We start from the raw sequence: 14064 nt of genomic DNA, 5'->3' as shown, positions 1-14064 counted from the left end.
ATCTGCATTCTCCGCCCCCGATTACCGTACTGCCGAAACCAACCGCGATTGTAATCACGATCGACGTCCGGAGAAAAAACGGATGCGTCGGCTTCTAATTAGCAGGCGCGGCCGTACTATTCCGCCGCGCCCGCCCCGACGGGCTCAGCCGTTTCTCCTGCTGCCGGCCCCTCTGCGCCCGCCGGCGCCTCGCCGTCCGCCGGCTCCTTGAGCCTCAGGATGATCTTGTCGCCTTCGACCTTGATGCTGTCGAACTTGCGGAGCTTCTCGGCGACCTTCGGGTCCTTCAGCAGGTCCTTGGCCAGGTTCTCATTGGCGAGCGCGTCGATGAATTGCTGCGGCAGCGGCTGGCCCTTCACCGAGCCCCCCTTGAGTGTGACGATCGGCACGCCGTCCTCGTAGCTGGCGTTCAGCGTGACCTTGGCGTTCAGGAAGCGGCCCTTGCCCATCGGCAGGTCGTCGAGCGGCATGCTGACGTCGCCCGTGACCTCGCCGTTCTCGATGGTCACGTAGACCTTGCCCTTCATGTCCTGGTTGCTGGCGATCAGGGCGTTGATGTCGTCGGCGGTGAGCACCACCTCGTTCTGGGCGGCCGGCTGATCGTTCTCGACCGCCTGCTGCAACGCGTCGACGCGTGCCTGGATCTCGGCGATCTCTTCGTCGGTCGCTTCGGAAACCGGGATCTCGGCCGGCTCGGTCGAGGTATACTGCTCGATCTGCCCCTTCGCCCAGAAGTACGCGCCGAACCCGCCGCCCACCAAGAGCAGCAGCATCAGCACCCCGCCGATGCCGACAATCAGGCAGCCCCAGAACATGCAGCCCTTGGGCTTCTTCTCGGGCGGGGCTTCGGGCGCGTCGTAGGCGTTGGGGTTGTCGGTTGGCATGGACATGGCGATCACTCGATGGCGGGTTAGAACTAAACGGACCAGGGAGCCGAGTATATCACGTCAGCCCGCTACTGGGCCGCAGGACCGATCGTGATATTTGCTTGTTCGCCCGCCCTCAGGTCAATCTTGGCGTCGGCGTGGAAGGGATTGCCGAAATCCCAATCATTCTCGCCCAGCAAGCGGCCCCACCACTCTGATTTCTTCCCCAGATTTGAGTTCAACCACACCTTATCGACCACGCTGGAATCCGCCCGCAGGGCCTCGGCGACCGGCCGTTCGGCGTGGGCGATCGGCGGGTCGACCTCGACAACCAATGTGCCCACCGGCAGCGTGATCGTTGCGGAATCCTGGGTTTGAACATCCCGCTGCTGCACCAGGTAGTGGATCGACTCACGCAGACCGAGGTCCTCGAACCGTTCGGCATCCGCCTCGCGGGTCTCACCGCCAGAGAAGAGCCCGTCGTACGGCGCCATGTGTCCGTCGGAAGTGGCGTAGTAGAGCGGCTGATGGCTGTGCCCCTCCGGCGCCCACTTCCACTCAATCTCGCTGCCGTCGGGCTGCTCGAGCGTGCAGGTCACGCTGATGCTCACCGCCGCCATCAATTCGGCAAGGCCGTCACCGATGGTAGGGTAGTCGGCCATGCTGCCGCCGTCTTCGGAAGGTTCTGGCGCATTTGACTTTGTATAGGCAATGCCCCTGCTTGTCCGCCGCTCGCCGAATCGCAGCCCCTCTGCTGATTCGGCGCTGATCCTAGAGCGGAGCACCAGCGTCCCGCTCTCGTCGGCCGGCGGCGCGACCACCTCAACTGCCATCTTCGCGCCGTACTCAACGACAAACGCCCTCCGATTGACGCGGTACCCATTGGGCAGCTCCACCGTCATCCGGTACTTGCCGTACGGCAGGCTGCGTGAGAACGCGACCGGTTCGTCGGCCGTCGATTCGCCCGTCACCTGCAGCTCGCGTCCTTCCCGGACGCCGCTGAGCTGCACCTTGGCGCCGGGGATCGGGCCGCCGCTCGTATCCACCACCGTGATCTGCACCGGCGTGAACTCGCTCGGGCCGTCGGCCAGCTTGTCAAGCCGCTCTTCGATCTTGACGAGCCGCTCGATGACCTCGGTGAGCCCGCCGTGGATCATGGCGTCGCTGCTCTCGGGTTGCGCCGCCTCTGCCGACGACCAACAGCAAGACAGGGCGAGCGCGAGGGGAATGGCCAGGCGCGGTGGGAGTCGCATCGTGTTGGCTCCTTTGGAATCAGGCTGAGAGTGCAGCGGTCGGCACGGCCGCCCGGAGGACGGCTGCACGCGGGCGAGAGAGTCGCTGAACAGGTTGGCACATCGGGCGCCAATGTTGGCGCCTCACTCCTGGCTGGGTGGGCTAGAAGAGCTTGCAACTGACAACTGACCACGGACGACTGACCGTCACACCCCCTTCTTCGGGCGCGGCACCTTCGCCTTCTTCGTGCGGCCGCGGCCCTTCTTGCCGGTCTTCTTGAGCGAGTCCTCCACCGCCGCGACGCTCTGGCCGATGCTCTCCCGCATTTTATCAATCCGGTCGCGGAGGATGGCGGCCCGTTCGAACTCCATCGAGTCGGCCGCCTCGTACATCTCCTTCTCGAGCTCGTTGATGTACTCCTCGGTGATGTACTGGGTCTCGTCCGAGCGGCCGACAGCGGCGTTGGCGGCGGCGTGCGCGGCGGCCTCGCCCTCGATGCCCGCGCGGATCGCCTTGATGATGGTCTGCGGCGTGATGCCGTTGGCCTCGTTGTACTCCTGCTGCACCTTGCGGCGGCGGTCGGTCTCGTCCATGGCGGCCTGCATGCTGCGGGTCACCTTGTCGGCGTACATGATGACCTTGCTGTTCACGTTCCGCGCCGCGCGGCCGATGGTCTGCATCAGGGAGGTCTCACTCCGGAGGAAGCCCTCCTTGTCGGCGTCGAGGATCGCCACCAGCGACACCTCCGGCAGGTCGAGGCCCTCACGCAGCAGGTTGACGCCCACCAGCACCTCGAACTTGCCCTGCCGCAGGTCCCGCAGCAGCTCGACCCGCTCGAACGCGTCGAGCTCCGAGTGCAGCCACTTGCACAAGACGCCCTGCTCGCACAGGTAGCTCGACAGGTCCTCCGCCAGCCGCTTGGTAAGCGTCGTGACCAGCACCCGCTCGTTCTTGGCCGCCCGCTCGCGGACCTGCTCCAGGAGGTGCGGCACCTGGCCGCGGGCCGGGCTGAGCTCGATCACCGGGTCTAACAGGCCGGTCGGTCGGACGATCTGCTCGACCACCTCGCCGCCGGTCTGCTCGAGCTCGAAGTCGGCGGGCGTGGCGCTGACGTACACCACCTGCTTGACCCGCTCCTGCCACTCGTCGAATTTCATCGGCCGGTTGTCCAGCGCGCTCGGCAGCCGGAACCCGTGCTCGACCAGCGTGGTCTTGCGGGCGCGGTCGCCGTTGTACATCGCGCCGACCTGAGGGATCGTGGCGTGGCTCTCGTCGACAAACAGCAGGTAGTCGTCCGGGAAGAAGTCGAACAGCGTGTTGGGCGGCGAGCCGGCGGGCCGGCCGCTCAGCGGGCCGCTATAGTTCTCGATGCCGGGGCAGTAGCCCATCTCGAGCATCATCTCGATGTCGTACCGCGTGCGGGCATTGAGCCGCTGGGCCTCGAGCAGCTTGCCCTGCTCCTTGAACAGCTCGAGCCGGCCGGAGAGCTCCTTGCGGATGTTGTTGACCGCGTTCTCGATCCGCTCCTCGGGCAGCACGAAGTGCTTGGCCGGGTAGATGTAGATGCTCTGCAGCTGGTCGACCACCTCGCCCGAGGTTGGGTTGATGATCGACAGCTTCTCGATCTCGTCGCCCCACATCTCGATGCGGTAGGCGAACTCCTCGTAGGCGGGCCAGATCTCGATCGAGTCGCCGCGCACCCGGAACTTGCCGCGGGCCGGGTCGTGGTCGTTCCGCTCGTACTGGATGTCGATCAGCTTCGCGAGCATCTCGTCGCGGTCGATGACGTCGCCCACGGTAAGGCCGACCATCATCTCCTTGTAGTCCTCGGGCGAGCCCAAGCCGTAGATGCACGACACGCTCGCCACGACAATCACGTCGCGGCGGCTGACCAGGCTGCTGGTGGTCGCCAGCCGCATGCGGTCGATCTCCTCGTTGATCGACGCGTCCTTCTCGATGTAGATGTCCCGCTGCGGGATGTAGGCCTCGGGCTGGTAGTAGTCGTAGTAGCTGACGAAGTAGCTGACCGCGTTGTTGGGGAAGAACTCGCGGAACTCGCTGTACAGCTGGGCGGCGAGCGTCTTGTTGTGACTCAGCACCAGCGCGGGCCGCTGCAGCTCTTGAATGACGTTCGCCATGGTGAACGTCTTGCCGCTGCCGGTGACGCCCATCAGCGTCTGCGCGCGGCGGCCCGCCTTGAGTTCTTTGGTGAGCTTCTCAATAGCGGCCGGCTGGTCACCGGCAGGCTGAAACTCGGAGCTGAGCTGGAATTGCGGCATGACGAACCAGAGCGTGGGGGGAGCGGCGGCAGGCGAGGATCGGCGGTCGGAACCCCTAATCCCAGAATCCCTAATCATAGCGCCGATGCCGCCGGAGGGTAATCGTCAGGCTTGCGTCTGCTCGCTACGCTGCACAATCAAGCCGAATTCGTCGACGTCCACGACTTCGACGCAGGCGCCACCGCCGATTCGTGGCCCTTTTGTGCTGGCGGGGTGAGAGCGGCCGTCAATCACCACCATCCCGACGGGAGCTAGGTCGCCGTTGGCGAAGCCGGTCCGTCCGATGAACGACTCCCACCGCCGGCGGGTCATTTCAGGCTTCTGCTGGCGGGGCTCGCACATCCAGCAGTCGATGCAGATACAGCAGCTGGGGTCGCAGCAGCCGGCAGACGCCCCAGGCGCCCAGCCAACATCAGGACCACCGCCTCCACACGCCCCACACTCCCCGCCTCCGCAGTCGCCACCACCACAGTCGCACCCGCCGATTGGGCAGTCGCAGTCGCAAAACCCAGCTCGCATCAGATGCGACGGCCGCAGCGTGGGGCATTTTCCGGGCGGCAGTGGGGCCGAGCGCCGCGACTCGATGCGTTCGATCGCGCTGCTGAGCACCCGCAGCGAAACGCGGCGATCAGCCATCGCCCACCAACACGAGGACGCCTCGACAAGTTCGCGCTGCGCGGCCGTGGAGGCGTCGTCGGCGGCGTCCGCGTCCTTCACCGGGTTGGGCAGACCACGCCGTTTGTCACGCCGCCAGTCCACCGCGCAATCGGCCATGATGATCGCGCCGCCGATCGCCCGACCGATCTCCTCGAACCGATCGGCGTGCGTGATCAGTCGCCCGTCCAACCGCGACAGCAGCGAGAACGCGTAGCCGAAGCCCTCGGCCGTCGGCCGGGCGAACTCGGCCAGCGAGCAGCGCTGGCCCGCAGCCTCGAGCGCGACGTGCCGCTCGACGACTTCGCGGAAGCGGCTGGGCGCTGCCGGGTCGAGTTGGGCGAAGTACTCCTCGGCTTGCTTCATCGGTCGCCGCCAGATGAACAACGCCAGCCGCGCGGCGAGCGACCGGTCGTCGCGGACATCGTCGCGGAGCTTGATCCCGGCGAGCAGCATGCCGAGCGCCGCGGCGAACTCGCCGAGCGGCTGGTCGTCCGCCCCGGCAACCGCCCGCGCGCCCCGCAAACGGCAGCAGGTCGACTCCGACTCTAGCAGCACGCCGCCGCCGAGCGCCTCCCTCGCCAGCAGGTAAGCGAACACCCCCTCGTAGCTCACGACCGGCGCCGTGCGGGCGCCAAAGCACAGCCGCTGAAACCGGCAGCACCGCGCATACGCCCGGCGGTAGTCGAGGTCACCGTGGGGGCCGCGGAGGTATCCAAACATCGGGGCGGCTCATGCCGAAGGAATCTGAGACGGCGAAGCGTGAGGGGCTAGTCTAGTCCATCAACGGCAGGGTTCGGGGCCGGCGCACCGATCTTGGCGGAAATCTCGACCTTCGTCACCACACAGCGTCTAGTCGAAGTAGCCGTTCACGGTGTTCAGCGGCTTGGGCGCGAATCGCGTGTTTCGGGAATGAGCGCATTGCGGAAAACACTTGCAATCGTCCCGACGCATGGCTAGACTCCGGTTTCAGATCCTCTTGTCACTCACGCACGACAATTTCCGCTACTGCCAAAGCTACGAGTCCGAACGCCCCCATAAGCCCCTCCGGGGTGGGGACGTTCGACTTCGTGGCTTTTTCTGTTTCCGCTAACAGGTATCGCCGCCGATTTCAAACAGCCTCGCCAGTCGAGATCTAAATGTCTAACACCTCACTCGCCGCTCGGGTTATTGGTCTGTGCGTGTTGCTCTGCTCTACAGGGCTCGCCCGCCCGATCACTGAACCCCACGCAATCGAAATCAACCCAACAGAGTTTCGGTCGGCGGTCTTCGGTCCGACGGTGTGGGACGAAGGATTGGACCGTGAGGAAATCGACTCGCAACTCACACATCACTTTGCCGCAGTCGTAGAAACCCTCGAGCGGAACCGAAACTACAGCTTGCTGGTAGCGTTGTGGCGGGCAGAGGCAGTGTCGCGAACCGAATGGACGTACTCGCAGCGGCGCCAGGCACTGCGGGAGCTTGCCAGCCGTCGAGAACTTCAGATGCACCGCCTGCGCTACTACGCAGAGCGAGGTCTGTTCCCGCAGAATCAAGGGGAGTCCGCCAGTGCGGCCCCCATCTTCGTCGACCAGCATGGCACGCACTGTGCGGTTGGATTCTTGATCCACTGCGATGGACTGGATGGTGTGGTTGCCCAGATTGTGGCCCGTGACAACCTTGTCCGCGTGATGGACGTCAGAGGCGGTCCACTCGCAACGTGGCTGCTCACCTCCGGCTTGACTCAAGAAGAAGCAGGGATCATTCAGCCTGGGTACCCGCTTGCACTCGACGCGACACTTCAAGACTTTGCGACTCCGGGAACGGTCGTCGTTAGCAACGGAATGACACTCACGGAGCTCTCGTGGAAACGAGTGGAGGTCGCCATTGACTCCTCGGTGTACCCAACGCTTCCCGCCGCAGTCGACTACGCCTGGGCAAGCGGATTATCAAGACTCGCTTCCGTTTCTCCAATTAGCACGTCGGCTGCCGGCGCCCTCTTGGTCGCAGGAGACTTCACCACACCCTTCTCAGAGATACACTACGTAAATCGATTGGATTCATTGCTGTATGTTGGCCCTCGAGATAGCATCTTTGGAACCCTGCTTGGCGGCCGCATTGGGAACTTCCCCGACGGATACGCCCAGCTAATCCAGACGGAGTTTGTGCTGCAGGCTGGCGAAGGCCGGATTGAGAGCTTTGGAGTAGCTCACCATCCAAGCTATGAGAATGGGCGCAGAGACGGGATCGGATTGCTGCGAACGGTCTCTGAAATCTACGACGCCGACTCGAACGAATTGATCGCGCTCAATCAATTCGAACGATCCGACACCGATTTCGACCTCGGGAATCTCGCTGGCTACAATCTTCTCTCTTCCGAGGTTTCTACTGTTGGTGCAAAGAGAGTTCGGGTCAAGTCGTACAGCATGAGCCTGGCGCCGAACGCAGCAGGCAATGAGCCAGAAGTCCATTCGTACTTCTTCGAGTTCGGCTCTCACCCCGTCCCCGAGCCGCATGCCGTGGCTTTGACGGTGTTGGCCGTGCCAGCCATGGGTTGCCGGCGGCGGCGCAAGAATTTAGATAATAAGATAAGCAGCGTGCCCCAGCGATCTACGCCGCCACGCGGCGCCGTCTGGGCGGCCGGGCAGCGGTCGCCGCGGCGGCCGCTGCCGCTTCTTCGGGGTCGTGCTTCTGCTCCAGCGCGTTCAGCTGCTCTTCGACGCGCAGGCGAAAGTCTTCGATGCTCTCGCCGACTTGGTAGAACAGCGGCTCGCCAAAGTAGCCGTGGATGGTGCTGAACGGCTTGGGGATCTGCAGCCGGTCCCACGCCTTGGTGATGATCCAGCGGCTGGTGGGGATGCCGACCACGTTGATCACGGCGCAGCCGGTCTGCTTCGCGAGCACCGCCACGCCCTTGCTGACGCGGCCGCGGGGGCCGATCGGGCCATCGACCGCCAGGATCGCCGGGTCGCCGCCGCGGAGGTTGTCGGCCAGGCCCTGCAACGCGGCGCGGCCGCCCTTGCCGCCGCCGCCGCTCGAGCCGCACTTCGGACGCACCCGCATCAGCTTGAACGCCGGGATCAGCAGCTGACCGTCCTTCGACTGGGATACCATGGCCGCCGTGCCCGGCTCGCGGTTGATCACCACGGCTACCTGATGCGCGTGCAGCGTTGAGTACGTGTAAGGCAGGCCCGCCTCGCGGAGCTTGGGGCGGGGGTCGTTGTAGACCCGCACGCGGCAAGTGATGCGGAGGGTCACAATCGCCAACGCGATGAGCCAGGAGAGCGCCCGACGGGAGAGCGACATCGGTAGTTTCGGGGGCAAGAGTGGTGGGGTAGCGGTCCGACTTGTACCCCCTATCGGGCAGCAAGTCGACGTGTTTTTAGCGGGATCACCCCGCTAGCGATACAGCAATCGCGGGGCCCTGTTCGGGTCGGGAAGAGTCTGTGGGCGGCCGCGGCGTGGCCCTTAGCAACGTGGCCCTGGGCGGCGTGCCCCTTGGCGGTCGGGCGCCAGCAGCCGACAATCACGGCATGCCAGACCTCGTTGTCGACCACGCCGCCAAGAGCTACCCCACCCCCTCGGGACCGCTGGAGGTGCTGCGCGAAGCTAGCTTCTCCCTCGACCGTGGCCAGAGCATGGCGATTGTCGGACCCAGCGGCTCTGGCAAGAGCACGCTGCTAGCACTGCTCGGCGGGCTTGAGCCGCCGACCGCGGGCACGATCACCATCGCCGGCCAGGACTCCTACGCCCTGCCGGAGAAGGAGCTCCCCAAGTTCCGCGGCGAGCAGATCGGCTTTGTCTTCCAGGAGCACTACCTGCTGCCGCAGTGCACGGTGCTCGAGAACGTGCTGACGCCGCTGCTGGCGGTTGGCTCCGCCGGGCCCGCCGAGCAGGAAATCGCCCGCGAGCTGCTCGACCGCGTCGGCCTCAGCCAGCGGCTCACCCACCTGCCGTCCGAGCTGTCGGGCGGCGAGCGGCAGCGGGTCGCCATCGCCCGGGCGTTGGTCCGCAAGCCGACGCTGGTCCTTGCCGACGAGCCGACCGGCAACCTCGACCAGACCACCGCCGGCGGCGTCACCGACCTGCTGCTGGAACTGCAACAAGAAACCAATTCCATCCTGGTGGTCGTCACGCACAGCCCCGACCTGGCCGCCGCGATGCAGTCGAGCAAGAGACTGGATGACGGGCGATTGGTCGATCAGTAGCGTTGTCGTTGCTCGCACCCCCTTGATGATCACGCCCCCATGACACACGACCAGATCCTGGCCGCCCTCGCGGGCGGCGGCAACGACCGACTGGCGGCCGCCGACCGCGCGATGATCGACGGCGAGGGCGCCGGCCCGATCGCCGCCACGCTCGCCGCGCACGCCGGCGACTCAGACATCGGCGAGCCGTGCATCGCCGCGCTCGAGAAGTGCGGCCCGCCTACCGTCGACCAGCTCGACGCGCTGGTCAACCTGCTGAACGCCGACGAGCTGCCGGCTTACTGGGCCGCAACCCTCATCGGCCGGCTCGGCCCCGCCGGCGCGCCGGCCGCGGCGCAGCTCGCCGAGACCGCCGCCGCGCAGCGACCCATCGCCGTCCGCGAACGCGCCGTGTGGGCCATCAGCAAGATCGGCCCGCCCGCCAGCGGCTGCCGCGAGGCGCTCGAGCCACTAACCGAGTCGCCCCAACCGCGGCTCGCGCGACTCGCCAAGCAGGCGCTCGCGGCCGTCGAAACATAGAAGGCTCACCCAACGCGGCGCCGGCGGCCCAGCAGGCAGCAGACGCCGCTTGCGAGCACAGCGACGCTGCTCGGCTCGGGAACCCCTTCAACGATTTCCCACGATTGCCACTGTAGGGTAGCTGTGAAGTCGATATTGAGAGCCTCGATCTCGAATCCGCCGATTCGCTGGCCGGTAGCCAAGTCGAACTTGGTGAACGCAGTGTAAGGCTTTTCAACACCTGCGTATTGAACGTAGAGGTAAGGCTCTTCGGCCATTCGGATGCTTGTGAATGCTTCCTCTGCCGGTGGACCAGTCGAGTCGTACTGATCGAGGGACACGAACACGCCGAGGTCCTCGCCGGTCAGCCCGTTCATGCGATGGACAGCGTTGTCTTTCAAGAAGTACAGATTCCCATCGGCGCCCGCGTGAATTGGGATAACGAAGTCGTAGTAATAGGCGTCGCTCACATTGATCGGACTTGCGTAGGAATTGACGCGTTGGAAATCGATGACGCCACCGTCATCCACCTCCTCGTAGACGACGATCTGCTGGCCCTCGTTGGCGTAGAGTCGCGACTGCAGACCGAGCGGACCAGGACCGAAACACAGCACCGATCCAAACGCTTGACGCACCAAGCCGGTCTGGCTGTCAAATAGAACATCGACCGCTGGACCGTAATCCTCAGGTGCTTCCGTGACTCCTCTCGCTAAGTAGTCAGCGCCACCGGGCGGGGCGTGCACCCTCTCCATCATGCGACGGTGAGGCGGTAAGGCGATCGCATCATCCGGCCCCCCCCACCCCGTGTAAATCGGCTGCCCTACCGACCCGCCGTACAGATAGACGAAGCTCTGGGTTGTCCCCAAGTACTCCCCTGTCCTAGCGTCACGGTGGTAGCCGATCTCCAAACCCAGTGAGTTCGCCCAGGTCGTCACAACCTTCCCATCGGCGCTGAGAGTGCGATCTAAGTAGACCACTTCCTGGTTCTCGATGCCGGTCCCCTCTGGGAAAGGATACTGGCGCGGGATCAACTCGCCGGTCGCCGAGTACATGCTGCCGTTCAGGAAAAGCCGCTCGCCAGAAGAAGGCGACGCTAAGCACAGCAGCGTCATAGTCGCAGCGACCAGGGCGAGAAACGATTGAAAAAATGTGGAGCACATCATGATCTGCGGTCCTATCTCTGCTCTTTAGAAGACGCGACGAGCGCAACAATCTCGACCGAGATCCCTGCTGCAGACGCTGCAATTTAGGCGGGGTGACCTTCCGGCAAGTCAACCGACAGCCTACGCCAACGGTTCTCCGCAGTCAATAATGCGGGCCCAGCGACTCATTCGAGACAAGTTACCGCCGCTCGACGCCCATGGCTTTGAGCCTCGAAATCAGCGTCGACGGTTTCATGCCGAGCAGCTCGGCCGCTCCGCCGGAACCGTAGACCTTGCCGCCGGCGGCGTCGAGCACGCGGCGGAGGTTGGCGCGTTCGAAGTCGCGGACCTGGGCTTCGGTGAGCAGTTCGGTGGCGTCGGCGGCGTTCGTGGGCGGCGCGGCAGCGGCGGGCGCGTCGTCGAGTTGGACGCGGAGCGGGCCGCCGCGCGACAGGATTACTGCCCGCTCGACCACGTGCTGCAGCTCACGGACGTTGCCGGGCCAGTCGTACTGCTGGAGCTGCCGCGCGACCCCCTTGGTGAGCCGCGGCCTGGCGACCGCCAGCCGGCGTGAGGCCTGCTCGAGGAAGTGCTCGGCCAACAGCGGGACGTCCTCCCGGCGGTCGCGGAGCGGCGGCAGCTCGACCGGGAACACGCTCAGCCGGTAGTACAGGTCCTCGCGGAAGCGGCGCTGGCGGGCCTCCTCACGGAGGTCGCGGTTAGTGGCGGCGATCACCCGGACGTCGACGCGGCGGGTCCGTTCCTCGCCGATCCGCTCGATCTCGCCCTCCTGCAGCACCCGCAGCAGCTTGCTCTGCAGGTCGAGCGGCACCTCGCCGACCTCGTCGAGGAACAGCGTGCCGCCGTCGGCCAGCTCGAACCGGCCTACCCGGTCGCGCAGCGCGCCAGTGAATGCGCCCTTGATGTGGCCGAAGAACTCGCTCTCGAACAGCTCACGCGGGATCGCCGCGCAGTTCACCTTGATCAGCGGCCGGTCCGCGCGGCGGCTGCGGCGGTGCAGCTCACGCGCGACCACCTCCTTGCCGGCGCCGCTCTCCCCCAAGATCAGCACGGTCGAGTCGGTCGGCGCGACCAGCTCGATCTGCTGCGTGACGTTGCGCAACGCGGGGCTGCGGCCGAGCATCTCGCCGAAGCCCTGCTCGGCGGCGATCTCGTGCTGCAGGTGCTCGTTCTCGTCCTCCAAACGCTGCCGCAGCCGCTGCACCTCTTCCCACGCGTAAGAGTGCGCAATCGCCGCCGCGGCGTGGTCCGCAATCATCCGCAGCCAGTCGAAGCACTCGTCGCCGATCCGCACACGGCTGAACACGCCGAGCACGCCGAGCACCATGCCGTGGTGCGTGAGCGGCTGGCCCGTGAAGCCGACGATCTGCTCGGACTGTGCCCACTCCGGGTCGACGACCCATTCGGGCAGTGTGTCGAGATCGGGCGCCTCGATCGCTTCGCCGGTCAGCGCGATGCGGCCCACCTTGCGGACGCCGATCGGGAAGCGGCGGAACCGGCCGTCGAGTCGCGAGAGGTTATTCTCTGGTTCCACCACCGAGCGGCCGCGGCTCGCCACCAGGTGCAGGCACTGCGACTGGTCGGGGCACTCGCTGCGCATGGGGCAGGTCTCGCAGCCGGCGCCCGGCCGCACCAGCCACAGCCGCGCGAGCGCGACGCCCTCGGACTCGGCGATCCGGCTCACCAGCAGATCGAGCAATGCCGGCAGTTCCCGCTGCTGCGCCAAGTCGAGCAGCAGCTGCTTGGGATGGCTGAACATCGGGGTGTGATCGGAGAGCGGCGGCATGGCTGAAGCATAGCGTAATCTCGCTGCCCAACCACGACTTCTCGCTTGATATCGAAATGTCGCTGCTCTAGCAACCCGGCAAGAAAACACCTAAAGCTCTACCCAAAAATAACTTACGAGAAATCCCGACGTTTGGCGCCAATCATGCCTAAGGGCACTGCTATGACGGCGAGCTGTCGCCCAGAACCCACTCCCTGCCCTACCAGGAGCTCTATCATGTCGCGTCTTCCCCTAGTTGCCTCTGACCAAGCCAACGCCACTCAAGCCGCCCTGCTGCAGGCCGTGCAGTCGAAGCTGGGCCGCGTGCCCAACCTGCTGCGGGGCCTGGCGAACTCGTCCGCTGCGTTGCGGGGCTACCTCGACCTGTCGGCCGCGCTTGGCGCCGACGCCATGCTGACGGCGCACGAGCGGGAGGTCATCGCGCTGGCCGTGGCCGAGGCCAATGGCTGCGAGTACTGCCTGGCCGCCCACACGGCCATCGGCAAGTCGACCGGCATGGACGCCCACGCCATTACCGCCGCCCGGCGCGCCTCGGGCGGCGAGCCGACGGCCGACGCGGTCGCCAAGCTGGCCGCCGCGGTCGTGGCGACCCGCGGCCGCGTCAGCGACGACGACCTCAACCAGTTCCGCGCCGCCGGCTTCGACGACGCGGCCGTCGCCGAGGTAGTCGCCGCCGTGGCGCTCAACACGCTGACCAACTACTTCAACAACCTGGCCCAGACCGAGGTCGACTTCCCCGTCGCGGCGCCGCTCGAAGAGGTCGGCGAGGCCGCCGCGTGCACGACCGCCTGCGGCTGCAGCGTGTAACCCCTGCCATGGCCGGGCGCCGCGAGGCGCGGCGCCCGGCCCCTTTTCGAATGGAGATGAACCGATGACGCCCCCGACCTCCCTCCGCCCGCCGTTCACCGAGTCGACCGCCCGGCAGAAGGTCCGCGCCGCCGAGGACGCGTGGAACTCACGCGACCCGGCGCGGGTGGCCCTCGCGTACAGCGAGGACTCGACGTGGCGCAACCGCGGCGAGTTCCTGCAGGGCCGCGACGCGATCCGCGGCTTCCTGACGCGCAAGTGGGCCAGCGAGCTCGACTACCGCCTGATGAAGGACCTGTGGTCGTTCACCGACAACCGCATCGCCGTCCGCTTCCAGTACGAGCACCGTGACGCGTCAGGCCAGTGGCGCCGCGCCTACGGCAACGAGCTGTGGGAGTTCGACAACGAGGGCCTGATGCGGCGCCGCGAGGCCTCGATCAACGACGTCTTGATCGCCGAGACCGACCGCAAGTTCCACTGGCCGCTCGGCGAGCCCCGCCCTGCTGACACTAGTCTGGTGCTGTGCGTCGCGTAGTGTCGGTCGATACGACGCCCGCGCCGCACCGATCGACACGCTAGCGGAGAACGTCT

At 65.8% G+C, this 14064-nt stretch carries 12 protein-coding genes; 4 read left to right on the top strand and 8 right to left on the bottom strand.

Going from position 1 to position 14064, the window contains the following annotated elements:
- Window positions 1-116: 116 nt before the first annotated feature.
- The 6 genes from Pla123a_RS02605 to Pla123a_RS02580 form a co-directional block, all read right to left on the bottom strand.
- On the bottom strand, window positions 117-890 hold the full coding sequence (locus Pla123a_RS02605; protein WP_146583962.1) for a hypothetical protein: 774 nt from the start codon (window positions 888-890) through the stop codon (window positions 117-119).
- 65 nt (window positions 891-955) lie between these two features.
- Entirely contained in the window at window positions 956-2119 is a 1164-nt protein-coding gene (locus Pla123a_RS02600; protein WP_146583961.1) for a carboxypeptidase-like regulatory domain-containing protein, read from the bottom strand.
- Window positions 2120-2305: 186 nt separating this feature from the next.
- Window positions 2306-4378: an excinuclease ABC subunit UvrB gene (gene uvrB / locus Pla123a_RS02595; RefSeq protein WP_146583960.1), complete on the bottom strand. Its 2073-nt coding sequence runs from the start codon at window positions 4376-4378 to the stop codon at window positions 2306-2308.
- 105 nt (window positions 4379-4483) lie between these two features.
- Window positions 4484-5755 (bottom strand): DUF5685 family protein, encoded by a 1272-nt coding sequence (locus Pla123a_RS02590; protein ID WP_146583959.1) that lies wholly within the window; start codon window positions 5753-5755, stop codon window positions 4484-4486.
- A 1403-nt stretch (window positions 5756-7158) separates the two neighbouring features.
- A complete protein-coding gene (locus Pla123a_RS02585) occupies window positions 7159-7482 on the bottom strand; it encodes a hypothetical protein (protein ID WP_146583958.1) in 324 nt (107 codons plus the stop codon).
- 139 nt (window positions 7483-7621) lie between these two features.
- Complete coding sequence (locus tag Pla123a_RS02580; protein WP_146583957.1) at window positions 7622-8317, bottom strand: lysophospholipid acyltransferase family protein; 696 nt, start codon at window positions 8315-8317, stop codon at window positions 7622-7624.
- A gap of 227 nt (window positions 8318-8544) precedes the next feature.
- Between Pla123a_RS02580 and Pla123a_RS02575 the strand changes: the two genes are divergently transcribed.
- Together Pla123a_RS02575 and Pla123a_RS02570 are read left to right on the top strand one after the other, a co-directional pair.
- Window positions 8545-9219 (top strand): ABC transporter ATP-binding protein, encoded by a 675-nt coding sequence (locus tag Pla123a_RS02575; protein ID WP_146583956.1) that lies wholly within the window; start codon window positions 8545-8547, stop codon window positions 9217-9219.
- 39 nt (window positions 9220-9258) lie between these two features.
- A complete protein-coding gene (locus tag Pla123a_RS02570) occupies window positions 9259-9738 on the top strand; it encodes a hypothetical protein (protein WP_146583955.1) in 480 nt (159 codons plus the stop codon).
- 5 nt (window positions 9739-9743) lie between these two features.
- On the opposite strand, the gene Pla123a_RS02565 is transcribed toward Pla123a_RS02570, so the two are convergent.
- Together Pla123a_RS02565 and Pla123a_RS02560 are read right to left on the bottom strand one after the other, a co-directional pair.
- Window positions 9744-10880, bottom strand: a complete 1137-nt coding sequence (locus Pla123a_RS02565; RefSeq protein WP_146583954.1) for a PEP-CTERM sorting domain-containing protein — start codon at window positions 10878-10880, stop codon at window positions 9744-9746.
- 178 nt (window positions 10881-11058) lie between these two features.
- Complete coding sequence (locus Pla123a_RS02560) at window positions 11059-12639, bottom strand: sigma-54-dependent Fis family transcriptional regulator (protein WP_231956299.1); 1581 nt, start codon at window positions 12637-12639, stop codon at window positions 11059-11061.
- 243 nt (window positions 12640-12882) lie between these two features.
- On the opposite strand from Pla123a_RS02560, the gene Pla123a_RS02555 reads away from it, so the two are divergent.
- Window positions 12883-13473: a carboxymuconolactone decarboxylase family protein gene (locus tag Pla123a_RS02555; RefSeq protein ID WP_146583952.1), complete on the top strand. Its 591-nt coding sequence runs from the start codon at window positions 12883-12885 to the stop codon at window positions 13471-13473.
- A gap of 64 nt (window positions 13474-13537) precedes the next feature.
- The gene (locus Pla123a_RS02550; protein WP_146583951.1) at window positions 13538-14008 is read left to right on the top strand and encodes a nuclear transport factor 2 family protein; all 471 of its coding nucleotides are present in this window, start codon (window positions 13538-13540) and stop codon (window positions 14006-14008) included.
- Window positions 14009-14064 lie beyond the last annotated feature (56 nt).

This window comes from Posidoniimonas polymericola, from assembly GCF_007859935.1.
In the GTDB taxonomy this organism is placed as follows: Bacteria; Planctomycetota; Planctomycetia; order Pirellulales; family Lacipirellulaceae; genus Posidoniimonas; species Posidoniimonas polymericola.
This window is presented reverse-complemented; position numbering and strand designations above follow the sequence as displayed.

Excerpts from the sequence above, each read along its gene's own strand:
- Pla123a_RS02550 (WP_146583951.1), top strand. The coding sequence starts at position 13,538 with ATGACGCCCCCGACCTCCCTCCGCCCGCCGTTCACCGAGTCGACCGCC.
- Pla123a_RS02600 (WP_146583961.1), bottom strand. The coding sequence starts at position 2,119 with ATGCGACTCCCACCGCGCCTGGCCATTCCCCTCGCGCTCGCCCTGTCT.
- uvrB (WP_146583960.1), bottom strand. The coding sequence starts at position 4,378 with ATGCCGCAATTCCAGCTCAGCTCCGAGTTTCAGCCTGCCGGTGACCAG.
- Pla123a_RS02575 (WP_146583956.1), top strand. The coding sequence starts at position 8,545 with ATGCCAGACCTCGTTGTCGACCACGCCGCCAAGAGCTACCCCACCCCC.
- Pla123a_RS02605 (WP_146583962.1), bottom strand. The coding sequence starts at position 890 with ATGTCCATGCCAACCGACAACCCCAACGCCTACGACGCGCCCGAAGCC.
- Pla123a_RS02570 (WP_146583955.1), top strand. The coding sequence starts at position 9,259 with ATGACACACGACCAGATCCTGGCCGCCCTCGCGGGCGGCGGCAACGAC.
- Pla123a_RS02560 (WP_231956299.1), bottom strand. The coding sequence starts at position 12,639 with ATGTTCAGCCATCCCAAGCAGCTGCTGCTCGACTTGGCGCAGCAGCGG.
- Pla123a_RS02590 (WP_146583959.1), bottom strand. The coding sequence starts at position 5,755 with ATGTTTGGATACCTCCGCGGCCCCCACGGTGACCTCGACTACCGCCGG.
- Pla123a_RS02580 (WP_146583957.1), bottom strand. The coding sequence starts at position 8,317 with ATGTCGCTCTCCCGTCGGGCGCTCTCCTGGCTCATCGCGTTGGCGATT.
- Pla123a_RS02555 (WP_146583952.1), top strand. The coding sequence starts at position 12,883 with ATGTCGCGTCTTCCCCTAGTTGCCTCTGACCAAGCCAACGCCACTCAA.
- Pla123a_RS02565 (WP_146583954.1), bottom strand. The coding sequence starts at position 10,880 with ATGATGTGCTCCACATTTTTTCAATCGTTTCTCGCCCTGGTCGCTGCG.
- Pla123a_RS02585 (WP_146583958.1), bottom strand. The coding sequence starts at position 7,482 with ATGGACTTCTGGCTCATTGCCTGCTGCGTTCGGCGCCAGGCTCATGCT.